The 22413-nt window shown below is 72.9% G+C and carries 20 protein-coding genes; all 20 read right to left on the bottom strand.

The genetic code is table 11. The annotated features are described in order from the left end of the window. Positions 1–13 precede the first annotated feature (13 nt). The gene (locus G6556_RS00720; protein WP_346774639.1) at positions 14–520 is read right to left on the bottom strand and encodes a hypothetical protein; all 507 of its coding nucleotides are present in this window, start codon (positions 518–520) and stop codon (positions 14–16) included. Further along, the gene (locus G6556_RS00715) at positions 517–1188 is read right to left on the bottom strand and encodes a hypothetical protein (protein WP_166937662.1); all 672 of its coding nucleotides are present in this window, start codon (positions 1186–1188) and stop codon (positions 517–519) included. Before G6556_RS00715 ends, G6556_RS00720 begins: the two co-directional genes overlap by 4 nt. A gap of 84 nt (positions 1189–1272) precedes the next feature. After that, positions 1273–2394 carry a 3-dehydroquinate synthase gene (gene aroB, locus G6556_RS00710; RefSeq protein WP_166937661.1) on the bottom strand — a complete coding sequence of 374 codons (1122 nt, stop codon included), beginning with the start codon at positions 2392–2394 and terminating at the stop codon, positions 1273–1275. After that, positions 2391–2984: a shikimate kinase gene (locus tag G6556_RS00705; RefSeq protein WP_166937660.1), complete on the bottom strand. Its 594-nt coding sequence runs from the start codon at positions 2982–2984 to the stop codon at positions 2391–2393. Before G6556_RS00705 ends, aroB begins: the two co-directional genes overlap by 4 nt. Continuing rightward, complete coding sequence (gene aroC / locus G6556_RS00700; protein WP_166937659.1) at positions 2981–4171, bottom strand: chorismate synthase; 1191 nt, start codon at positions 4169–4171, stop codon at positions 2981–2983. The genes G6556_RS00705 and aroC overlap by 4 nt, the downstream gene beginning before the upstream one ends. Before the next feature lie 88 nt (positions 4172–4259). Further along, positions 4260–5078 carry a hypothetical protein gene (locus G6556_RS00695; RefSeq protein WP_166937658.1) on the bottom strand — a complete coding sequence of 273 codons (819 nt, stop codon included), beginning with the start codon at positions 5076–5078 and terminating at the stop codon, positions 4260–4262. Position 5079: 1 nt separating this feature from the next. Next, positions 5080–5787, bottom strand: a complete 708-nt coding sequence (locus G6556_RS00690) for a fimbrial assembly protein (RefSeq protein WP_166937657.1) — start codon at positions 5785–5787, stop codon at positions 5080–5082. Then, complete coding sequence (gene pilM / locus G6556_RS00685; protein WP_166937656.1) at positions 5784–6851, bottom strand: type IV pilus assembly protein PilM; 1068 nt, start codon at positions 6849–6851, stop codon at positions 5784–5786. Before pilM ends, G6556_RS00690 begins: the two co-directional genes overlap by 4 nt. 91 nt (positions 6852–6942) lie before the next feature. Further along, positions 6943–7740, bottom strand: a complete 798-nt coding sequence (locus G6556_RS00680) for an A24 family peptidase (RefSeq protein ID WP_166937655.1) — start codon at positions 7738–7740, stop codon at positions 6943–6945. 1 nt (position 7741) lies between these two features. Beyond that, complete coding sequence (locus G6556_RS00675) at positions 7742–9529, bottom strand: hypothetical protein (protein WP_166937654.1); 1788 nt, start codon at positions 9527–9529, stop codon at positions 7742–7744. Continuing rightward, positions 9526–10203: a type II secretion system protein gene (locus G6556_RS00670; protein WP_166937653.1), complete on the bottom strand. Its 678-nt coding sequence runs from the start codon at positions 10201–10203 to the stop codon at positions 9526–9528. The genes G6556_RS00675 and G6556_RS00670 overlap by 4 nt, the downstream gene beginning before the upstream one ends. Then, positions 10200–11582: a prepilin-type N-terminal cleavage/methylation domain-containing protein gene (locus tag G6556_RS00665; RefSeq protein ID WP_166937652.1), complete on the bottom strand. Its 1383-nt coding sequence runs from the start codon at positions 11580–11582 to the stop codon at positions 10200–10202. Before G6556_RS00665 ends, G6556_RS00670 begins: the two co-directional genes overlap by 4 nt. An 88-nt stretch (positions 11583–11670) precedes the next feature. Beyond that, on the bottom strand, positions 11671–12081 hold the full coding sequence (locus tag G6556_RS00660) for a prepilin-type N-terminal cleavage/methylation domain-containing protein (protein WP_166937651.1): 411 nt from the start codon (positions 12079–12081) through the stop codon (positions 11671–11673). Positions 12082–12239: 158 nt separating this feature from the next. After that, positions 12240–13466 (bottom strand): type II secretion system F family protein, encoded by a 1227-nt coding sequence (locus G6556_RS00655; protein WP_166937650.1) that lies wholly within the window; start codon positions 13464–13466, stop codon positions 12240–12242. Continuing rightward, complete coding sequence (locus G6556_RS00650) at positions 13466–15025, bottom strand: type IV pilus twitching motility protein PilT (protein WP_346774638.1); 1560 nt, start codon at positions 15023–15025, stop codon at positions 13466–13468. Before G6556_RS00650 ends, G6556_RS00655 begins: the two co-directional genes overlap by 1 nt. A gap of 173 nt (positions 15026–15198) precedes the next feature. Further along, on the bottom strand, positions 15199–16878 hold the full coding sequence (locus tag G6556_RS00645; RefSeq protein ID WP_166937649.1) for an ATPase, T2SS/T4P/T4SS family: 1680 nt from the start codon (positions 16876–16878) through the stop codon (positions 15199–15201). Between the two features lie 134 nt (positions 16879–17012). Then, positions 17013–17927 (bottom strand): shikimate dehydrogenase, encoded by a 915-nt coding sequence (locus tag G6556_RS00640; RefSeq protein ID WP_166937648.1) that lies wholly within the window; start codon positions 17925–17927, stop codon positions 17013–17015. Beyond that, complete coding sequence (gene mltG / locus G6556_RS00635; RefSeq protein ID WP_346774637.1) at positions 17924–19081, bottom strand: endolytic transglycosylase MltG; 1158 nt, start codon at positions 19079–19081, stop codon at positions 17924–17926. Before mltG ends, G6556_RS00640 begins: the two co-directional genes overlap by 4 nt. Continuing rightward, complete coding sequence (ruvX, locus tag G6556_RS00630; RefSeq protein WP_166937693.1) at positions 19078–19659, bottom strand: Holliday junction resolvase RuvX; 582 nt, start codon at positions 19657–19659, stop codon at positions 19078–19080. Before ruvX ends, mltG begins: the two co-directional genes overlap by 4 nt. Positions 19660–19700: 41 nt before the next feature. Next, on the bottom strand, positions 19701–22403 hold the full coding sequence (gene alaS, locus G6556_RS00625; protein ID WP_166937647.1) for an alanine--tRNA ligase: 2703 nt from the start codon (positions 22401–22403) through the stop codon (positions 19701–19703). Between the last annotated feature and the right edge of the window lie 10 nt (positions 22404–22413).

Here is a 22413-nt window from a genome sequence, read left to right as displayed (position 1 = left end):
GGATCGGGCGGGCTCAGCGCGTCAGCAGCCAGCGACCGAGGACGCCGACCCCCGCCGCCCACACGAGCGAGGCCAGCGTGCCGATGACGAACCGCTCGGACACCGCCGGGTCGTCGCCCGCACGGAGCTCGGGGTACCGACCCAGGCCCTTGACGGCGACCACGACGGCCACGCCGCCGGGCTCCCCCGCGAGCAGCGTCCCGGTGATCGCCAGGCGCTCGAGCACGCCGATCCAGGTCCCGCCGCGCAGCTTGGCACGGGCGCGGTCGCTGTCGGGGCCGTCGCCGAGCGCCCGGGCGTCGGCGTCACCGTCGGGGCCGGGGTTGACCCGGCCCTTGCGGTAGTCGCGGAGGCGGTCGTTGGCGGGCAGGTCCGGCGCCACCTCGGGCGCGCGCGCACCCCGGGGGCGGCGTCCGCCCCGGTCGGCCAGGCGCAGCACGCCCGCGGCGGCGACCCAGCCGAGCCCGACGCTCACGGCCAGGGCCGCGACCACGAGCACGGTCCCCCACAGCGTCGTCACGCGCGCCCCTCCCGGTCGTCGGCGGACCCATCGTGGCCGTGGCCCCCGGCGAGCCGGAGCAGGCGCGCCGCAGCGGGTCGGGCCGCGACCTCCTCCGCCCACAGCGCGGCGCGCAGCCGGGCGCTCACGGCCTGCTGGCTGATCCCGAGCGCGGCGGCGACGTCCTCCTGCCGCGCGGCGGGCCCCCCGGGGCGCGGGGTCAGGCGGTCGACGACCGTCCAGCCTGCGGCGGTGCGGCGGGCGACGACGGAGCCGAGCAGCGTGAGCACCCCCTCCGCCTCGGCGGCGAGGTCGGCGCGCGGGCCCCGCACGGCGAGCGGGACGCTGCGGAGCCGGGACTTCGCGGCCTCGACCGCCTCGCGCGCGTGGATGAACGCGCTGCCGGACCCGGCGCGGGACGTGGACGGCAGCGGGGTGTCGACCACGCCGGCGCCGATCCCGACGCTCCAGCCACCCGTGCGGACCAGGTGGAGCGCCACCGCCACCACCAGGTCCGCGTCGGCGAGCACGGCCTGGACCTCGTCGCCCACCGTGCGCTCGAACGGCAGCACGACCGCCCCCGGTCCCGAGCCGGCGAGAGGGGACGCGGTCGCGAGGTCGGCGAGCAGCGCGTCGACGCGGTCACCGACCCGCCGGCTGCCCTCCTGGTCCACGGTCAGGGTCCACATGCCGTCCAGCGTAGGACCTGGTACGACTGCGTACAACCTTCGGGGGTTGTACGCAGCGTTACAAGCCGCAGAGATTGTGCGGGCTCACCCCAGCGAGATGCCCCGCACCGGGGCGACGCCCTCGGAGATCTCCGCGTACGCCGCCACCAGCAGCGACGGGTCCGGCCCCTCGAGCCGGGACGGCCGCGCGACGTCGTCGAGCACCACGAACCGCAGCAGGTCGCCGCGGGTCTTCTTGTCCCGGCGCATGGCGGCGTGCAGCTGGTCCCACCGGTCGCCGCGGTACGCCGTCGGCAGCCCGAGGCCCGTGAGGATCGACCGGTGCCGGGCGACGACCGCCTCGTCCAGCCGGCCCGCGAGCCGCGCGAGCTCGGCGGCGTACACCATGCCCACGGACACGGCGGCGCCGTGCCGCCAGGAGTACCGCTCGACATGCTCGATCGCGTGGCCGAGGGTGTGGCCGTAGTTCAGGATCTCCCGGAGGCCGGCCTCCTTGAGGTCCTCCCCCACGACCCGCGCCTTCACGGCGACCGACCGCTCGACCAGCTCGGCCAGCACCTCCGACGACGCGGCGCGCTCCGGGTCGGTGATCTCCGGCCCGTGCGCCTCGACGAGCTCGAGGATCCGCGGGTCCGCGATGAACCCGCACTTGACGACCTCACCCAGCCCGGCGACGTAGTCGTGCTTCGGCATGCTCGCCAGCGCCGCGAGGTCGCAGAGCACCCCGGCCGGCGGGTAGAACGTGCCGACCAGGTTCTTGCCCTCGACCGTGTTGATGCCGGTCTTGCCGCCGACCGCCGCGTCGACCATCGCCAGCAGCGTCGTCGGGACGTGCACGACCTTGACCCCGCGCAGCCACGTCGACGCGACGAAGCCGGCGAGGTCCGTGGTCGCCCCGCCGCCGAGGCCGATCACGGCGTCGCTGCGCGTGAAGTCGGCCTGGCCGAGCACCTGCCAGCAGAACGACGCCACCTGCGCCGACTTCGCCGGCTCCGCGTCCGGCACCTCCGCCAGCAGCGCCTCGTAGCCCTGCGCCGTCAGGTCCTCGCGGACCGCGTCCGCGGTCGCGGCCAGCGCCGTCGGGTGGATGACGAGGACCTTGCGCACGCCGTCGCCCAGCAGCCGCGGCAGCTCGCCCAGCAGGTTGCGCCCGATCACCACCTCGTACGGCTGGTCGCCCGCGACCTGCACCGTGCGCGTGCTCATGCCCCGCTCCCGTCCTCGCCCGTCGCGGCGCCCGCACCGGCCGCGGGATCCCCCGCGCGCAGGTCGGCCAGCGCCGCCTCGATCCGCTCCGCCACGACGGCCGGCGGGATGCCGTCCGTCGACACCACCACCGTGGCCACCGCCTCGTACACCGGCCGCCGCTCGGTCATCAGCGCCTGCCACTTCGCGCGCGGGTTGCCGAGCAGCAGCGGGCGCGACTGGTTGAACCCGACGCGCGGCGCCGCGTGCCGCAGGCTGACGTCGAGGAACACCACGACGCCGCCCTGCTCGCGGTACGCCGCCAGCGCCTCCTGCGTCGCCGGGTGCAGCACCGCGCCGCCGCCGAGCGCCAGCACGCCGTCGTGCTCGGCCAGCGCGACCCGCACCGCCTCGTGCTCGAGCTCGCGGAACCGCGGCTCGCCGTCCTCCACGAAGATGTCCGTCACCGGCTTGCCGGCCACGGCCTCGACGTCCGCGTCGGTGTCCCGCTCCGCGAGCTGCCACCGGCCGGCCAGCGCGTGCGCGACCGTCGACTTGCCCGACCCGGGCGGGCCGACGAGGACGACCCGCGGGCGGGCGGCCGCGGTCATCGCAGCAGGTCGGGGACGGACGCGACGTAGGCGTCGAGGTTCCGGCGCACCTCGCCCACCGAGTCGCCACCGGTCTTCTCCAGCAACGCGTCGGCGACGACCAGCGCCACCATCGCCTCGGCCACGACGGCCGCCGGCGGCACCGCGCACACGTCGGAGCGCTGGTGCTGCGCCTTCGCGGGCTCGGGGCTGGAGGTGTCCACGGTGTCGAGCGCGCGCGGCACGGTCGAGATCGGCTTCATCGCCGCGCGCACGCGCAGGACCTCGCCGTTCGTCATGCCGCCCTCGAGCCCGCCCGCGCGGTTGCTGCGCCGGCGGATCACGCCGTCGGCGTCGCGCTCCATCTCGTCGTGCGCCTGCGAGCCCCGGCGGGTCGCGGTGCGGAAGCCGTCGCCGACCTCGACGCCCTTGATCGCCTGGATGCCCATGAGCGCGCCCGCGAGCCGGGCGTCGAGCCGCCGGTCCGCGTGCACGTACGAGCCGAGCCCGGACGGCAGGCCGTACACCAGCACCTCGACGACGCCGCCGAGGGTGTCGCCGTCCTTGTGGCACTCGTCGATCTCGGCGACCATCGCGGCCGACGTCGGGGCGTCGAAGCAGCGCACCGGGTCGGCGTCCAGCGCCGCGACGTCGTCCGGGGTCGGCAGCGCCGCGTCGTCCGGGGTCGCGACCGGGCCGATGCCCACCACGTGCGACACCAGCCGGATGCCGGCGGCCTGCTCGAGGAACCGCGCCGCGACCGTGCCGAGCGCCACGCGGGCCGCGGTCTCGCGCGCCGACGCGCGCTCCAGGACCGGGCGGGCGTCGTCGAAGGCGTACTTCCGCATGCCCACCAGGTCGGCGTGGCCCGGACGCGGCCGGGTCAGCGGGGCGTTGCGCGCACGGTTCAGCTTCTCCGGGTCGTCCACCGGGTCGGCCGACATCACGTCGACCCACTTCGGCCACTCGGTGTTCCCGATCTCGATCGCGACCGGGCCGCCCTGCGACTCGCCCAGGCGCACGCCGCCGAGGATGCGGACCTCGTCCTGCTCGAACTTCATGCGCGCGCCGCGGCCGTAGCCGAGCCGGCGCCGCGCCAGGGCGTCGCGGATGTGGGCCGACTCGACCTGCACACCCGCGGGCAGGCCCTCGAGGACGCCCACCAGGGCGGGGCCGTGCGACTCACCGGACGTCAACCAACGGAGCATGGACGGGATCTTCCCATGTCGGAGGGGAACGACCGCGCCCCGGTCCACGTCGTGGGCCGGGGCGCGGGGGTGGTGCGGGTGGTGCGGGTCAGGCGCCGGAGAGCGAGGGCGCGCCCTCGGGCAGCGCCGGGGTCTCGGGCGCGGTGCCGTCGCCGGTCGCCGGGGTGGTTGTGTCCTTCAGGACGTAGATGTACCCGGAGATGACGAGCTCGAGGTCGCCCTCGGCCGTGGCCGGACGCCCGCCGCTCTGCTCCTCCTCCGCCTGCCCCGTGCCCTGCAGGTTGGTGACGAGCATGAGCCGGTCGGACTGCTGCTGCAGGGCGTCGAGGAACGTCAGGACGCCGACCGGGTTCCCGAGCGCGGTGACGCTGACCGGGATCGCGACGAACCCGGGGATCACGGGGGCCGCCGCTGCCGCCGGGTCGGCGGCCGCCGTGTCGGTGCTGGTGTCCGTGCTCGCGTCCGCGCTGCCCTCGGCGGCCGTGTCACCGCCCTCGGTCGTGCCCTCGGTCGCCGGCGCCGCGGCGGCGGTGCCGTCGGCGACCGCCGCGGCCGGGATCACGTCCTCCGGGACGCCGAACTGCACGTCGACCACGTTGGTGCCGGCGGCGTTCTTCAGGTTCTCGACCGTCCGGAGGAACGCCGAGGTGTTCGCCGTCGCCGGCAGCTGCGCCGCGATGACCGCGAGCTCGTCCTTCGACGCCTGGAGGTTCGCGAACTGGTCCTTGAGCGTGTCCAGCTGGTTCGTCAGGGCCGCGTTCCGGTCCTGCGCCACCTGGGTGTCCGACGCCACGGTCGAGGTCTCCTCGACCACCGGGGCGACGAACACGAACCAGGCCAGCGCCAGGATCGCCACCGCGAGCAGCACCGTGCCCGCGACCCACGTCGTGCGCTTCGAGTCCTGCATGTCAGCCCTCACCCTCCTCAGGCAGGAACCGGTGGGCGTACGCCTCGTCGGTCACCTGGACGCGCACGGAGAGCTCGAACCGCGGCGTGTTGTCGTCCTCGTCCTCGCCGACCGTCACGACGTTGACCCACGCGTCCTGGAAGCCCGGGACGCTGTTGAGCCCGTCCTGCCACTGCGCGATGTTGGGCAGGGTGTCGCTGACCGCGGTGAGGTCGAGCTGCGTCACGGCGCCGGGGCCCTGCAGCGGGTTCGTCTCCGCGGCGGGGGCGAGCAGCGGGGTCGCGCCCGCCACCGTGATGCTCGCGACTTTGACGCCGCCGGGCATGACCGCGAAGACGGCGCCGAGGTAGTCGGCCCACAGCGTCTCGGTGGACATGCCGAGCTGCCGCGCCTCCTCGAGCTGCTGGAGCCGGCTCAGCACGACGGGCACCTCGGCGTACTGCGCCTGCGCCTGCGTGAGCGCGAGCGTGTCGGCCTCGGCCGCCGCGAGCTCGGTCTTCTGGTCGTCGAGCCGCATCGAGGCGAGCGTGTACACGCCGCCGCACAGCGCGACCACCAGCACCAGGCCGAGCGCCAGGTAGCGCTTGAGCTTGCCGACCGCCTGGGAGGCGTAGATCTCCGGCGGCAGCAGGTTCACGCGCGGCGGGACGTACCCCCCCGGCACGGCCCCGACGGGCGTCGGGACGCTGTGCTCCTTGGTCGTGGTCATGCCGCCGCTCCCATCGCCAGGCCCACCGACACGGCGAGCCGGTGCTGCTCCTCGGCCAGCCGGCCGTCCAGGGCCGCGCCCCGCCCGAGGGCCACCGAGCCTAGCGGCTGGCCCAGGGTGACCGGGAGCCGGCTCGCGCTGGACAGGTACTGCCCCAGGCCCGGGAGCTGCGAGGCCCCGCCCGTGAGGTAGACCGCCTGCGCGGCGGCGCCCGGGTGCGACGCGGCGTAGTACACGAAGGTGTTCCGGATCGACTCGACGAGCGACGTCGTCGCGGTCGCGAGCGCCCGCGCGGCGGCGTCGTGCTCCGGGGCCGTGGCGTAGCCGAAGCCGATCTGCCGCTTCAGCGCCTCCGCCTCGACCGTCGGCACGTTCAGCGCCTGCTGGACCGCGTCCGTCGCGTCCTGGCCGCCGGTCGGCAGCAGCCGCACGAGGCTCGGCACGCCGTTCGCCACGATGACGACCGTGGTCACGCGCGCGCCGATGTCGACGAGCGCCACCGTGTGCACGTCGTCGGAGACCGCCGGCAGCGCGCGGGCGAGCGCGAACGCGCTGAGGTCGACGCTCACCGGCCGCAGCCCCGCCGCGCGCACGGCGGCGATGTTGGCGCGCACGGTGTCCTTGGTCGCCGCGACGAGCAGGCCGGAGACGACCGGCCCGTGCTCACCGGCCCGCGACCCGGTCGGCAGGTAGTCGAGGATCGCGTCCTCGACGGCCACCGGCAGCAGGTCCTGGACCTGGAACGGCAGCGACGCCTTCAGCTCGGGCAGCGGCATCGCCGGCAGGTCGAGCTCGCGCACGACGACCCGCTGGTTGCCGATGCCGATCACCACGTTCTTGTGGGAGAACTTCTGCTGGGACCACAGCTGCTTGATGGCGGTGCCCACGGTGGACGGCTCGGAGACCTCGCCGTCCCGCACCGCGCCGAACGGCAGCGGCACCTCCCCGGCGCGCAGCAGGGTCGGCTGGCCCCCGCGGCCGCCTCGGCCTGCGCTCAGCTCGACCTCGGTCGCCCGCACCTGGGTCGTCCCGATGTCGAGCCCGATCACGCGTGTCTTGGCCACGCCAGGACCCCATTCTTCCGACATCCGTACTGCTGACTGATCGGGTGCCGCTGCACCCGACTTGAGGATTTCCCGGGGCGATCTGGCGCCCTCAGGTGACCAGCTCCAGGTATCCGCTCCAGGTGGCCTGCCCGACGGTGATCCCGAGAAATGCACCGGCCAGCATCCACGGCCCGAACGGAATGCCGGACTTGCGTCCGGCGCGCCGCGCCGCGATCAGCCCGACGGAGAACAGGCCGCCGAGCAGGAAGGCACCGAACGCACCGACGGCGAATGCGCCCCAGCCGAACCACGCGAGGTACATGCCGAGCACGCCGGCGAGCTTCACGTCCCCGAGGCCCATGCCGGCCGGGTACGCGAGGGCGGCGGCGAAGTAGAAGATCAGGAGGGCCGCTCCCCCGATCGCGGCCCGCAGCAGCGCGGCCCAGTCGCTCGCCCCGCCCGGGTTCCAGGAGGCGAGCGCGAGCAGCGCGGCGCCGACGAGGTACGACGGCAGCACGAGCGCGTCGGGGAGCCGGTGGTGGTCGAGGTCGATGAGCGCGAGCGCCACGGCGACGGCCGCCAGGTACAGCACGGCCGGGAGCACCCAGGACCACCCCACGACGGCGGCCAGCGCCGCGAACAGCACGCCGGTGCCGAGCTCGACGAGCGGGTACCGCGCGCTGATCGGCTCCCCGCAGTCCCGGCACCGTCCCCGCAGCAGCAGCCACGACAGCACCGGCACGTTGTCCCGCGCGCGGATCCGCGTCCCGCAGCGGGGGCACGCGCTCGGCGGGGCGACCACCGACTCGCCGCGCGGGACCCGCCACACGACGACGTTGAGGAACGAGCCGATGACCAGCCCGAGGACTCCGGACAGCCCGGCGAGCAGCAGCACGTCGGCGGTCATGTCAGCGGTACGTCCCGTCGGGCTTGAAGGCGGGCTGGACCTCGACCCAGGTGTTGATCCCGTAGGTCGTGGTCACGGGTGACAGGAACTTGGGCGGCGCCGTGTTCTTGAACCGGTCGTCGTAGTCGTACGCCTTGATGTAGCCGTTGACGATGGTGCCGTTCGAGCTCGTGCCGACCGGCCCGCGGTACTTCTGCGCGATCGCCCCCACCACGATGAGCTTCCCGCGGGTGCCGCCCACGTTGTAGTTCTGCACCATGAACGTGTGCGCCACCGACAGGATGGCGGCGTTGATCGTCCGGTTGGTGCCCCCCAGGAGCTGCGTGTACGTCGTGTTGTTGTTGCTGGTCGTCTTCTTCATCGGGTTCCAGACCCAGACGGCGTTCTGGCCGACGAGGCCGAGCATGTCGGCCGTCGCGTCGTTGTACTTGAGGTCGCCCGTGATGTAGACGTAGTTGTCCGCCGACAGCGTCGCCCGGCCGTTCAGGGTGCCCTTGACGAAGATGTCCCCGTTGCGGCATCCGTACGCCCCGGTGAACGGCTCCGTCTCGTCCTTGATCGGGTAGCCCAGGTTGTTCGTGGTCGTCGACGCGCAGGAGATCGGATCGGTCCCGGGGGGCGTCTTCGTGCTCGCGGTGTAGTTCACGTCGCTGGACGCGCCGGGCACCGTCTGGACGTGCACCACGAGGTTCGCGGGCACCGAGATCGTCTGACCGACGTAGGCCGAGCCGGACTTCTTGGCCAGACCGGTGGCGCCGGGCGTGCCGCACTTGGCCGGGTTGCTGCCGCCGGTGTCGTTGTCGCCCGTGGTGTTCGTGAACTTGGTCCACGGCGAGATCACGGTCATCGTGCCGTTGCTGTTGAAGACGATCGAGGTCGGGCCGGTGTAGAGGCAGCCCGTCACCGGCACCTCGCTCGGCAGGTCCGACCGCGTCTCCTTCTTGATCTGCGCGTTCGTCGCCGGCATGCCGATCGTCGCCTGGTAGGTCGGGTCGCCGTCGAACTTGAACACCGGCTTGACGTTGCCGTCCTTCACGTAGTTCGGGCCGGAGCTCGCCTTCCAGGACGTCGTGGTCTTCCCGAGGAACTGGGCGCTGCCGTTCACCTGGATCGCGTCGTTCGTGTGCATCGGGCCGTCGATGACGTCGCTGTTGCCGAAGTAGATCGTGTTGCAGTTGGGTCGGCTGTTCGGGTACCGGATCGCGCAGTTGGTGGTGCTGGTCGGGTTGCTGGCGGTCGGGTCCGAGACCTCGTAGTCGGTGAAGTACAGGAAGTCGATGAACCCCTGCTGCTTCAGGTCGGCGACGACCGACCGCGTCTGGTCGCCGGACCGGCCCGTCGCCCGCACCCGCAGCGTGCCGTCCTGGTAGTACCGCGAGTTGTCCACCTCGTAGCGGAAGTGCGCGGTCCCGTCGCTGCCCGGCACCGTCGCCCAGGTCCCCGTCGCGCCGAGGCCGAACGCCGGGTTGGCCGCGGCGCCGGTCGGCAGCGTGAGCAGCGTCGACACGCTGTGCGAGGGGTTGGAGAACTCCGACGCCGGGTTCCCGTACGCGAAGTAGCCCGTGTCGTTCGCGAGCCGGCTCTCGTACTCCTCGATGCCCGCGTACGCGGCGGCGAGCGCCGCGCCCCAGTCCTGGTCGGTCCCGGCCTTGCGCAGCGACCCGACGCTGAACGCGACGGCCGCGACGATCAGGGCAGCCATCACCGAGGTGATGCCGATGACGAGGGGCAGCGCGAGACCGCGGTCCCGCGGCTCGCCCGCCAGCACGCGACGCAGAGCTCTTCTCATGGCTTGATCCTCGAGACGCCGAGATTGGGGATGCCGACGGTGTTCTGCAGCGTCACCGGGTCCACGCGGGATGAGGTGTCCGACTGCACGGTCAGGGAGATCTGCACCGACGCCACCAGGTCGATCTGGGCCGCGGTCAGCGTCCCGGTGTCCGGCACGGTGAGCTCGTCGCCACCCGCGTCGTAGTACCGGAACAGCTGGGGCGCCCCGGCCGGGACGGAGCGCGCGATGGTCCGCACCGACGACGAGGTGGAGAACGTCCAGGGCGACTTCGACGTCGTGGCGAGCCACCGGGTCTCGCGCACCCGGCCGGCCGAGTCGATGCTGAACTGCACCTTGAGCGGCCGGGGGTTCGCCGAGTCCGCGTCGATGTACACGTACATCTGCACGGAGTTCGTCCCGGCCGACACGAACGGCGGCTGCTGCTCGGCGACGCCGGTGAGCTGCAGCGCCGTCCCCGAGCGGATGACGCGGGTGAGCTCGTTCATACCGTTCGACGCGTTCATCGCGTTGTCGGTGGCGGTCCGCTCGTGCGTGAAGTTCCGCGCGACAGTGGTGACCATGACGAGGATGAGGGTGGTGACGACGCTGAGCAGCGCCATCGTCACGATCAGCTCGGTGATCGTGACGCCCGCGTCACCGCGCTGCCGCAGCACCGCGCGCACCCGCCTCACGGCGCCACCACCACGCGCGGGTCGAGCGTGACCGTCCCGTCGGCGGCGACCGTGCTGCGCTGCGGCACCGCGGGCGCCGGGAACGAGATGCTGCTCGCGGGCGCGAGCGTGGTCTGGGTGCCCGCGGTCGTGCCTCGGTACAGCTGCCAGCTCCCGTAGGGCAGGGCCACCACCGTCGTCCCGCCGCCCAGCACGTTGCCGAAGGTGAGCGTCTCGACCGCCGCGCAGCCCGGCAGCGGGGAGCCCTTGGGGGGGTTCACGGACACGGCCTTGAGGTAGGAGCCCCCGGACCCGCCGGTGATCTGGACCAGACCCATCGGGACGTCGACCGTGGCCGCGCCGCCCGGGGCCGCCGCGACGTTGGGCAGCCGTTCGCCGTGCAGCGTCCCGCCGGCCACCGCCTCGTCCGGCCACTGCATCGGGTCGGCGGCGTCGCAGGTGCCGGCGTAGGCCTGGTAGCCCTGCGAGAACGGGTGCAGGTTGAACTTCTGCGTCGTGCCCGAACCGCTGTCCGCGGTGCGGTTGAAGATGCCGTACGTGTTGGTGAACGTCGTCTTCATGTTCGTCGCGATCTTCGGAGCCACGCCCGCCGGGGCGGTCGAGGCGAGCCGGGCCGTGAACACCGCCGCCTTGTCGTACTGGAACCCGACGGTGGTCGACTGGCCCGCGACCACCGACACCGTCTGCGACGCCGAGCTCTGCTGGTTCGAGTCGACGTAGCCGGACCGCGAGATCGAGACCGTGTAGCTCTGCGGCTTGACCTTGAGCACGTAGGTGCAGCCCTGGGCGTCCGTGGGGCTGATCACGGAACCCGCCGACGGCGAGGTGGAGACCGCCACGTCCTTGGACCCGGTGCCGGCCCCGTTGAGCACCGAGACGATGATCGTGCCGAGCGTCGGGTCGTTGAGCTTCGCCCCGGGGTTGATCACGGTGTCGGAGCGGACCGCACGCGCGCCGTCGCGCATGTTGTCCCACGTCACCGCGACGCTCACCCGCTTGTAGCGCAGCGTGCCGCCCGCCGCGGCGCCGATGCCGCCGGCGCCGCCGCACGAGAAGTCCTGGTCGGGGTTGGTCACCCAGCTGGTGGTGCGCGTCACGTGGAAGGTGTCGCCGTTCAGGCTCACCGACCGGGACCCGTCGAGCAGGGTGAACAGGTCCTCGGTGTCGCGCGCGAGGTCGATCTCCTCCGCGGCGAGGTTGGCCGCCACCTCGCGGGCACGCGAGTCCCGGGTCACGGAGATGACGGTGATCGAGGTGGCGATGAAGCCGGTCGAGATGATCGCGAAGATCAGCATCGCGACCAGGACCTCGGCGAGCGTGATGCCCGCGTCGGACCGCCCCGCGTGCCGCGCGCGTGCGCGGGCCAGGAGTGCTCGCACTGCCTCACCTCTCGTGGTCGTGCCGGACATGCGCGGTGCGGGGTGCCGCCGAGGCGACACCCCGCACCGTTGTGGGACTGCTGCTGCGTCAGTTCGCCGGCGGCGTGATCACACCGGTCGCGCTGTCGTACGTCCAAGTCTTGCCGTCCAGGTTCGCGTTGACGCCCTTGAGCTTGTAGCCCGAGACCGTCGGCGCACCGTCGAGCGTGACCGTGACGTCCTTGGTGGGGTTGTAGCCGTTCGACTTGAGAAGGTCCGTCGTCAGGTCCTCGTACGAACCGTTGTTCCCGACCGCGTACGACTCGGCGGCGATCGCGGCGTTCTTGAGGTCGGACTCGACCTGCGAAGCCCACGCCTTCTGGCGCTGGTTCAGGAACGCCGGGATGGCGATCGCGGCGAGGATGCCGATGATGATGATGACGACCAGGAGCTCGATGAGCGTGAAGCCCTTCTCACCGTTCTGGCGCTTGTCCATGACCTCACGGATGCGAGCGTGCATTGTTGACCTCTTCTGGGAAAGTTCGGGACGAGTGCCGCGAAATGCGGCGTTCAAGGTCTTGCACCCAGTTCATCGGCCTGTGACCAGGTGTCTTGATCCCCCGAACGGGTGGTCCTTCTCGCCCGGAAGGCGGTGCAATGTGACAGATGTCCGATTCGTCAGCCGACGAGCTCGAAGATCGAGAAGATCGGCATGTAGAGCGCGATGATCATGCCGCCGATGATCGTGCCCAGGATCGCGATCATGAGGGGCTCGATGAGCGACGTGAGCTGCTCCGTGGTGGCCGAGACCTCCTCGTCGTAGAACTCGGAGACCTTCTTCAGCATCAGCTCCAGCGAGCCGGAGTCCTCACCCGTCGCGACCATCTGCGTGACCATCGGCGGGAACACCGGGTGATTCGCCAACGGGGCCGCGAGCGACTGCCCGGTGCGCACGCTGTCCTGGACGTCCTTGACCGCCTGCTCGATGGCCCAGTTGCCCGACGTCTGCCCGACGATCTCCAGGGACTGCAGGATCGGCACGCCGGCGCTGAGCATGGTGCCGAAGTTCCGGGTGAACCGGGCGATCGCCACCTTCTTGAACAGCGGGCCGAAGATCGGCACCCGCAGCGTGAACGGCTGCACCCGGGACCGGATCGCGTCGTCGTTCTTGTGCTTGCGCCACCAGAACGCGAACACGATGGTCACCACCAGCAGCACCGGCGCGAGCCACTTCATGACGCCGGACAGGACCACCAGCACCTGCGTCGGCCACGGCAGCTTGCCGCCGAGGTCGGTGAACATCTGCTCGAAGATCGGCACGATGAACAGCAGCATGCCGACGACCGCCAGGATCGCCATGATGAACACCATCACGGGGTAGGTCATCGCGGACTTGATCTGCGCCTTGAGCTTGACCTCGGACTCGAAGTTCTCGGCGACGGACTTCAGCGCCTCCTCGAGGAAGCCGCCGACCTCGCCGGCCTTGATCATGTTGATCATGATCGGCGGGAACGTGTCGGGGTGCCGGGACAGCCCGTCGGACAGCGAGTTGCCGGTCTCGACGTCGGCACGGACCTGCGCGAGCACCTTGGCGAGCGCCTTGTTCTCGGTCTGCGCCGCGAGGATCGACAGCGCGCGCAGCAGGGACAGGCCGGCCGAGATCATGGTCGCCATCTGCCGGGCCATGACCGCGAGGTCCTTGAGCTTCACCCGCTCGCCGAAGCCGGGGATCGTGATCTCCCGCTGCAGGCCGGTGTTCTGGACCTCGTTGATGGACAGCGGGGCCATGCCCATGGTCCGGAGCCGGTTGACGACGGCGGCCTGGCTGGGGGCCTCGATCCGGCCCTTGACGAGCTTGCCGCCGCCGTCCCGGATCGAGTACTCGTACGTGCGGGCGACCGCCATCAGAACTGCCCTCCGAACCCGGACCCGACGCCGGTGCTGTTGAGCGCCGACGCACCCTGGTTCATCCGGGCGGTGCGGCCGACCATCTTGTTGAAGTCCTCGATGTGGTGCGCCTTCTCGAGCGCGACCTCGTACGTGACCTTGCCGGTGCGCACCAGGTCGGACAGGTTCTGGTCGAGGGTGTGCATGCCGGCGTCGGTGCCGGCCTGCATCGACGAGTAGATCTGGTGCGTCTTGCCCTCGCGGATCAGGTTCCGGATCGCGGGCGTCGCGATCATGACCTCGGTGGCCACCACACGGCCCTGCCCGTTGGCGGTCTTGCAGAGCGTCTGGCAGACCACGGCCTGCAGCGAGGCGGCAAGCTGGGTGCGCACCTGGTCCTGCTGGTGCGACGGGAACACGTCGATGATGCGGTCGATCGTCTGCGCGGCGTCCTGCGTGTGCAGCGTGGCGAACACCAGGTGGCCGGTCTCCGCGGCGGTCAGCGCGACGGAGATGGTCTCCAGGTCGCGCATCTCGCCGACCAGGATGATGTCCGGGTCCTGGCGCAGCACGTGCTTGAGAGCGTTCGCGAACGAGTGCGTGTCCGCGCCGACCTCGCGCTGGTTGATGATCGACCGCTTGTGCCGGTGCAGGAACTCGATCGGGTCCTCGACGGTCATGATGTGGTCGGCTCGGGTCCGGTTGGCGAGGTCGATGATCGACGCGAGCGTCGTCGACTTGCCGGAGCCGGTCGGACCCGTCACGAGGACCAGGCCTCGGGGCAGGCCGGCGAACGAGCCGACGACCGGCGGCACGCCGAGCTGGGCGAGCTCCTTGATCTCGTACGGGATCACGCGGAACACCGCGCCGATGGACTCCCGCTGCTGGTACAGGTTCACGCGGAACCGCGCGTGCCCGCGCACGGCGTACGCGAAGTCGAGCTCGAGGGCCGCCTCGTACTGCTCGCGCTGCTTCTGGGTCAGCACCGAGTAGATCGTGCGGCGCAGCGCGTCGGGGGCGAGCACCGGGAACTCCTCGAGCGGGTGCAGCGTGCCGCTGACCCGGACCATCGGCGCCGAGCCGCTGGTGAGGTGCAGGTCGGAGGCCCCGAGCTGGACCATGCGGACCAGGACGGCGTCCAGGGGCACGTCGCCGTCCTCGGCGCGCTGGCCCATGCCGGCGCGCTGCGGCACCGGGGCCGCGACCGGGGCCGAGGGCTGCGACGGCGCCGCGGGACGGGCCGGCGGCGCGCCCTGCGGCTGGGCGAGCACCTGCGTCGGCGCGCCGGGCTGCGGGGGCGCGACCGGCGGCTGCGCCTGGCGGAGCGACGCACGCGTCGGGGCGGCGCCCGGGGCTCCCGGCGCACCGGACGGCGCCGCCACCGGGCCGCCGTACCCCGCGGTCGGCAGCGTGGAGCCGTAGCCGGCCGGCGCGCCCTGCGGCGGCAGCACCGGCGGGACCGCGTACGCCGGCGGACCCGCCGGCGCCTGGGACGCGGCCGGCGCCTGGCCCGTCGGCGGCAGGTACGGCGGGAGTGCCCGCGTCTCCGCCGGGTCGCCCGTGTAGGACTCGCTCACCGTCGTTCCCCTTCCTCGCCCACCCGGTGGCACACCGGGCCCTGCTACGCATCCCCTGATCGGCGCAGTGGTGCGCTCTCTTGAGGGTTCTGCCGCGCTTCCACTCCCCCGCCCGGGCGGACCACCCGTGGGCGCGGGTCAGCGGCCCGCGGGCCGACCCGCCGACGGACCGGTCAGGCGACGACCCGGAGGATCTCCTCGACCGACGTCTGCCCCAGCGCGACCTTCTGCCAGCCGTCGTCGCGGAGCGTGATCATGCCCTGCTGCCGCGCGGTGGCCCCGATCTCGGCGGCCGAGGCGCGGGCGACGGCGAGGCGCTCGATGTCCTCGGTGACCCGCATGACCTCGTGCAGCGCGACGCGGCCGCGGTACCCGGTGCGCGAGCAGGCGACGCAGCCGACGGGCCGGAACAGCTCGGGCAGCGGCTCCCCCGGCACCCAGGGGAACCGGGCGCCGATGAGCTCGGTCTCGGTCGGGATGTACGGCTCGCAGCACTTGGCGCAGAGCCGGCGGGCGAGCCGCTGGGCGACGACGGCGTCGAGCGCGGAGCCGACGAGGAAGGGCTCGATGCCCATCTCGGTGAGCCGGGTGATGGCCGACGGCGCGTCGTTGGTGTGCAGGGTCGACAGCACGAGGTGACCGGTGAGCGCCGCCTCGATGGCGATCTGGGCGGTCTCGTGGTCGCGGATCTCACCGAGCAGGACGACGTCGGGGTCGGACCGCAGGATGGAGCGCAGCGCGCCGGCGAACGTGAGGCCGGCCTTGGGGTTCACCTGGACCTGGTTGATGCCGGCGAGCCGGTACTCGACCGGGTCCTCGACGGTGATGACGTTGATCTCCGGCTTGGAGACGGCGTTCAGGGTCGCGTACAGGGTGGTCGACTTGCCGGAGCCCGTGGGGCCGGTGACCAGGATCATCCCGTAGGGCTTGGTGTACGCGTCCTTGTACGACTCGTAGTTGTGCTCGAGGAACGCCAGGTCACGCAGGTCCAGCGAGGCCGTGGAGTTGTCCAGGATCCGCATGACGATCTTCTCGCCCCACACGGTCGGCAGCGTGGCGACGCGGAGGTCGATCTTGCGGCCGTTGTGCGTGACGGACATGCGGCCGTCCTGCGGCTTGCGGCGCTCGGCGATGTCGATGTCCGACATGATCTTGACGCGCGAGATCACGCCGCCCTGGATCTGCTTGGGCGAGCGCTGCATCTCGTGCAGCACGCCGTCGATCCGGTAGCGGACGCGCAGGTCGTGCTCGCTGGGCTCGATGTGGATGTCGGAGGCCCGGTCGGAGATCGCCTGGGTCACCAGCAGGTTGACGTACCGGACGATCGGGGCGTCGTCGTCGACGGAGCTGCCGATGCTGGACAGGTCGACCTCGGCCTGCTGGGACTGCTGCTCCTCCTCGAACGCGGAGGACAGGTCCTCCATCTCGCCGTCGGCGCGGCAGAACCGCTCGATCGCGCGGCTGAGGTTCTCGTAGGTGGCGACGATCGGCAGCACGGCCATGCCCGAGACGGTGCGCACGTCGTCGACGGCGACCACGTTGCCCGGGTCGGCGGTCGCGAGCACGAGCGCGCCGTCCTGGAACCCGACGGGCAGCACGGTGTACCGCCGGCAGAGCGCCGCGGGGACCATCGACACCGCGGACCGGTCCACCTGGTACTCGTCGAGGTCGACGAACGCCATGCCGACCTGCCGCGCCAGCGCGGCCACGAGCTGACCCTCGGTGAGGACCCCGATCTCGACCAGCGTCCGGCCGAGGGACTGCCCCCGGGCCATCTGCTCGTCCAGCGCGGCCATGAGCTGCGCCTCGCTGACCAGGCCCTCGTCCAGCAGGATCTCGCCGAGCTGCTTCACCCCGTTGCCCTTTCGTCCGGGGCAGGCAGGTGCACCGGCCCCGTAGGACCCATCGGCACGTGGGTGCGGGGAGATGAGGGCCCGGTCGGCCCGCGACGCCCGGACGCCGGCCGGACGCCGGGTGAATCAGCCGGTCAGGCGGGCGCGGTCGCGTCGAGCGCGGCGCCCAGCGCCGCGTCCATCGCGGCGAGCGGCCCCGGGCGCCCGGTCATCAGCCGCACCTGCTCGACGGCCTGGTGCAGCAGCATCCGCTCCCCCGGCACCGCGACGCCGCCCGCGCCGGCCCACGCCGTGTGCAGGGCGGTGGGCCGCGGGTCGTACGCGACGTCGAGCAGCACGGCACCGGGGCGGGGTGCCGTCGTGGCGCCACCCCCGGCGAGGGCTGCGGCGAGGTCGTCGGCGGCGCGCGGCGGGAGGGTCGAGACGACGAGGTCGGCGCCCGCCATCGCGGCGAGCGCGCCGTCCAGCGGTCGGAACGCGGGCTCGACGCCCATCCGGTGCGCGGCGCGGGCCAGCGCCCCCGTGCGGCCCAGCGACCGCGCCAGGACGACGGGCGTCGCGCAGCCGAGCTCGGCGAGCGCGGCGAGGGCGGAGGCCGCGGTGGCCCCGGCGCCGAGCACGACCGCGGTGCGCGCCGGGCGCTCGCCCGCCGGTGCCGAGCCGTCCGGCGCGCCGGCGGCGGCCAGGCCCTCGGACAGCGCCGCCACGATGCCGTGCACGTCCGTGTTGGCCCCGGTGAGCACCGGCCGTCCCGACCCGCCGGCCTGGACGAGCACGGTGTTCACGGCGCCCACGACCGCGGCCAGCGGCTCGACGTGGTCGAGCAGCGGCAGCACGGTCTGCTTCAGCGGCATGGTCAGGCTGAGCCCGGCCCAGGAGGCGTCGAGGTCGCCGACGAACGCCGGCAGCTGCTCCTCGGTCACGTCGACCGCGTCGTACGACCACCCGTCGAGCCCGAGGGCCCGGTAGGCGGCCCGGTGCAGGACCGGGGACAGCGAGTGCGCGATCGGGTGGCCGAGCACCGCGGCGCGGCGCGCGGCTCCGGTCACTGGTGCGCCGCCTCCCACTCGCGCAGCTCCGCGACGTACGTCTGGTGCTCGTCGTACGTCTCGGCGAACTTGGTCTCGCCGGTCTCCGGGTTGACCGTGACCCAGAACAGCCACGGGCCGTCCGCGGGCGTGACGACGGCGTCGATGGACGCCTCGCCCGGGTTGGCGATCGGGGTCGGCGGCAGGCCCGTCGTCTTGTACGAGTTGTACGGGTTCGACGCGTCGTCGAGCTCCGCGCGGGTCGGCGAGCGGCCGGTCACGCCCACCCCGTACAGCACGGTGGCGTCGACCTGCAGCGGCATCTGGATGTCGAGGCGGTTCTCGATCGCGCGGGCGATCTTCGGCCGGTCCTCGTCCAGCTTGCCCTCGCGCTCGACGATCGACGCCTTGTTGAGCACCGTCTCCCACTGGTCCTGCGCCACGCCCTTGCTCGTGAGCAGCGCCGTGGTCCGCGCGACCATCTGGGACAGCACGCTGGCCGCGCTGGAACCGGGCTCGACCTCGTAGGTCATCGGGAACAGCCAGCCCTCGACGTTGCCGCCCGCCTCGGCGGGCAGCCCGATCGCGGCCGGGTCGGCAGCGGCGGCCTCGAGGTCCTCGACGGTGATGCCGGTGACCTCGTACACGCGCTGGTAGATCTGCTGCGCGGTGTAGCCCTCGGGGATCGTCACCCGGTTCGACACGCGGTTGGCCGGGTCGAGCAGCGCGTTGACCGCGTCGCTCGCCTTCATCTCGAGCTGCAGCCCGTAGGTGCCCGGCTGGATGCCGGTCGCGGCGGGGTTGGCCGCGTACGCGCTCGTGAACGCGCCGACCGTGGCGACGACGCCGTTGTCGACGAGCGTCTGCCCGATCGCGCCCCCGGTGTCGCCGGACGCGACGGTCACCTGGACCTCGCCGCTGCCCGGGCCCGGGAAGTCCTGGACGGTCTCCTCGGTGCCGCCACCGCCGGAGAACAGGTCGCCGAAGACGCTCCACACGACGAACCCGGCGCCGCCGACGAGGACCAGCGCGAGCAGCAGCACCACGACGCTGCGGCGTCGACGGTGCTTCTTCTGCTTGGCGCGCTGCTCCTGCGAGTCGCGGCGCGAGCGGCGCGAGGGCGGGGGCGCCTCGTGGTGCTCCTGCTGCGGAGCACCGAGGAACAGGTCGCTCACTCGGTCGTCCCTTCGGTGTGTCCTGCTCGTCCGTCCTCCTGCGGACCCCCCGGGCGCTCCTCGGCGGGTCGCTCCGGGCGGGTCGCCGTGACCCGCTCACCGGGCCGGCGGCCCGAGGAGCGCTCCGCGTCGAGCGCGGTCTGCAGGATCACCACCGCGGCCGCCTGGTCGACGACCGCCCGGTGACGACGCCCGGACCGGCCGGACGCGTGCAGCGCCTGATGGGCGGACACCGTGCTCATCCGCTCGTCGACCAACCGCACCGGAACCGGGGCGACGGCCTGCGCCAGCGCACCAGCGTACGCGCGTGCGGCCTCTGCTGCCGAGCCCTCGGCGCCGGAGAGGTGCTTCGGCAGCCCGACGTACACCGCCCCGGCGGACCGCTCGGCCACCTCGGCGACGATCGTGGCCACGTCCGCGGGCAGCGCGCCCGGGGCCGGCGGGCGGGTGTCGCGGGGCAGCGTGTCGACCGGCGTGGCCACCAGGCCGTCCGGGTCGCTGGCCGCGAGGCCGACCCGGACGGAGCCGACGTCCACGGCGAGCCGGGCCCCGCGCACGACGGCGTCGGGGTCCGGCACGACGGGCGCGTCGGCCGCGCCCGGGGCACCCGCCACGGGGCTCAGGCCCCCGCCCCGATCGCCTCGCGGATGCCGGCGAGGGCCTCGGGCAGCCGGGCCGCGTCGGCGCCGCCGCCCTGCGCGAGGTCGTCCTTGCCGCCGCCACCGCCGCCGAGCACGCCGGACGCGGTCTTGACCAGGGCACCCGCGCGGACGCCCTTCTCCCGCGCCGCGGCGTTGGTCGCGACGACGACCACCGGGCGGCCCTTCGAGACGCCGCCGACCGCGACGACCGCGGGCGCGGACTCGCCGAGGCGCGACCGGACGTCGAGGACCAGCGTGCGCAGGTCGTCGGCCGCGGCCTCCCCCGCGTCGTGGGTCACCACGCGCGTGCCGTCGACCTCGACCGCCGAGGAGGCCAGCGAGCCGGCGACCGCGAGCACCTGCGCCGCGCGCAGCCCCGCGAGCTCCTTCTCGGACTCCTTGAGCCGGGCCATGAGCGAGGACACCCGGTCCGCGAGCTCGTCGGGGCGGGCGCCGAGCAGGCCGGAGATCTGGCCGACCAGCGCGCGCTCCTTGGCGTGGAAGCCGTACGCCCCGTCGCCCACCAGCGCGTCGACCCGGCGGACGCCGGAGCCGATCGACGACTCGCCGAGGAGCGTGACCAGGCCGAGCTCGCCGGACTGCCGCACGTGCGTCCCGCCGCAGAGCTCGCGGGACCAGTCGCCGCCGATCGACACGACGCGCACCTGGTCGCCGTACTTCTCGCCGAACAGCGCCATCGCGCCGAGCGCGCGGGCCTCGGCGATCGGCATGACCGCGTCGGTGACCTCGAGGTTCTCCTGGAGCCGGGTGTTGACCCGCTCCTCGACCTCGGAGAGCACGCCCTGCGGGACGGCCTGGCCGGCGCGGAAGTCGAACCGCACGCGGCTGGGCGCGTTCTCGGAGCCCGCCTGGGTGGCCGACGGGCCGAGCGACTCCTGGATGGCCTTGTGCACCATGTGCGTCGCGGTGTGCGCCCGGCTGATCGCGATGCGGCGCGCGGTGTCGATCGACGCGACGCCCGGCTCGTCCAGCGTGACGGTGCCCTCGACCAGGCGGCCGCGGTGCACGGGCAGGCCCTTGACCGGCGCCTGCACGTCGTCGACCTCGATGGTCGCGCCGCCGTCCAGCACGATCGAGCCGTGGTCGGCCAGCTGGCCGCCCATCTCGGCGTAGAACGGGGTCACGTCGAGGACGACCTCGACGTCCGCCGGCGCGGTCGCCGCGGGCGCGGGCACGCCGTCGACCAGCAGCCCGACGACGCGCGAGCGCGACGTGGTGCGGTCGTAGCCGACGAACTCCACGGGCTTGGCACCCGACCCGCTGAGGGTCGCGTGCAGGTCCTGGTACGCCGCGGTGTCGGTGCGACCCGCGCGCTTGGCCAGGGCGTCCGCCCGGGCGCGGTCGCGCTGCGCCTGCATCAGCGTCCGGAACGCCTTCTCGTCGACGGAGACGCCCTGCTCGGCCGCCATCTCGAGCGTGAGGTCGATCGGGAAGCCGTAGGTGTCGTGCAGCTGGAACGCCTTCTCGCCCGACAGCAGCGGCGTCGCGCTCGGCGTGCCGGTACCGGTCGACTTCGCCTCGGAGACCGCGAGGTCGAGGATCGAGGTGCCGGAGACGAGGGTGCGCAGGAACGCCTCCTCCTCGGCGTACGCGACCTTGGCGATCCGGTCGAAGTCGCGCGCCAGCTCCGGGTACGACGGCGACATCGCGTCGCGGGACACCGGCAGCAGGGTCGGCAGCGCGGGCGTCTCGACGCCCAGCAGGCGCATCGCGCGCACGGCGCGGCGCAGCAGGCGGCGCAGCACGTAGCCGCGCCCCTCGTTCGACGGGACGACGCCGTCGCCCATCAGCATGAGGCCGGAGCGCACGTGGTCCGCCACGACGCGCATCCGCACGTCGTCCTCGTGGTCGGCGCCGTACCGGCGGCCGGACAGGGCCTGCGCGGCCTCGATGACCGGGAAGACCTCGTCGATCTCGTACATGTTGTCGACGCCCTGCAGCAGGAACGCGACACGCTCCAGGCCCATGCCGGTGTCGATGTTCTTCTGCTTGAGCTCGCCGAGGATCGGGAAGTTCTCCTTGCCGCCCCCGTCACCGCGCTCGTACTGCATGAAGACGAGGTTCCAGATCTCGATGTACCGGTCCTCGTCGACGACCGGGCCGCCCTCGGCGCCGTACTCGGGGCCGCGGTCGACGTAGATCTCCGAGCACGGGCCCGCGGGGCCGCGCGCACCGGTCGACCAGTAGTTGTCCTTCATGCCGCGGCGCTGGATGCGCTCGTCCGGCAGGCCCGCGATCTTCTTCCAGAGCTCGGCCGCCTCGTCGTCGGTCTCGTAGACCGTGACCCAGATCTTGTCCTTCGGGAAGCCGTAGCCGCCCTGGTCCTGCGGAGTGGTGATCAGCTCCCACGCGTGGGTGATCGCCCCCTCCTTGAAGTAGTCGCCGAAGGAGAAGTTGCCGTTCATCTGGAAGAACGTGCCGTGCCGCGTGGTCTTGCCGACCTCCTCGATGTCGAGGGTGCGCACGCACTTCTGGACGCTCGTCGCGCGCGGCCACGGCGCCGTCTGCTCGCCGAGCATGTACGGGATGAACGGCACCATGCCCGCGATGACGAACAGCGTCGACGGGTCGGGCGAGATCAGCGGGGCGGAGGGCACCACGGTGTGGCCGCGGGCCTCGAAGAAGTCGAGCCAACGCTGGCGGATCTCGGCGGTGCGCATGGTGTCCTCG

The organism is Cellulomonas sp. IC4_254 (assembly GCF_011603975.1).
Classification (GTDB): Bacteria; Actinomycetota; Actinomycetes; order Actinomycetales; family Cellulomonadaceae; genus Cellulomonas.
The sequence above is the reverse complement of the archived record's forward strand: the minus strand, read 5'-3'. Positions and strand labels throughout refer to the sequence as shown.

What these genes read in the sequence shown, in the direction of transcription:
- G6556_RS00675 (WP_166937654.1), bottom strand. Translation starts at nt 9,529, where the DNA reads ATGAGAAGAGCTCTGCGTCGCGTGCTGGCGGGCGAGCCGCGGGACCGC.
- G6556_RS00680 (WP_166937655.1), bottom strand. Translation starts at nt 7,740, where the DNA reads ATGACCGCCGACGTGCTGCTGCTCGCCGGGCTGTCCGGAGTCCTCGGG.
- G6556_RS00705 (WP_166937660.1), bottom strand. Translation starts at nt 2,984, where the DNA reads ATGACCGCGGCCGCCCGCCCGCGGGTCGTCCTCGTCGGCCCGCCCGGG.
- G6556_RS00695 (WP_166937658.1), bottom strand. Translation starts at nt 5,078, where the DNA reads ATGCAGGACTCGAAGCGCACGACGTGGGTCGCGGGCACGGTGCTGCTC.
- G6556_RS00690 (WP_166937657.1), bottom strand. Translation starts at nt 5,787, where the DNA reads ATGACCACGACCAAGGAGCACAGCGTCCCGACGCCCGTCGGGGCCGTG.
- G6556_RS00655 (WP_166937650.1), bottom strand. Translation starts at nt 13,466, where the DNA reads ATGGCGGTCGCCCGCACGTACGAGTACTCGATCCGGGACGGCGGCGGC.
- aroC (WP_166937659.1), bottom strand. Translation starts at nt 4,171, where the DNA reads ATGCTCCGTTGGTTGACGTCCGGTGAGTCGCACGGCCCCGCCCTGGTG.
- alaS (WP_166937647.1), bottom strand. Translation starts at nt 22,403, where the DNA reads ATGCGCACCGCCGAGATCCGCCAGCGTTGGCTCGACTTCTTCGAGGCC.
- aroB (WP_166937661.1), bottom strand. Translation starts at nt 2,394, where the DNA reads ATGAGCACGCGCACGGTGCAGGTCGCGGGCGACCAGCCGTACGAGGTG.
- G6556_RS00660 (WP_166937651.1), bottom strand. Translation starts at nt 12,081, where the DNA reads ATGCACGCTCGCATCCGTGAGGTCATGGACAAGCGCCAGAACGGTGAG.
- G6556_RS00715 (WP_166937662.1), bottom strand. Translation starts at nt 1,188, where the DNA reads ATGTGGACCCTGACCGTGGACCAGGAGGGCAGCCGGCGGGTCGGTGAC.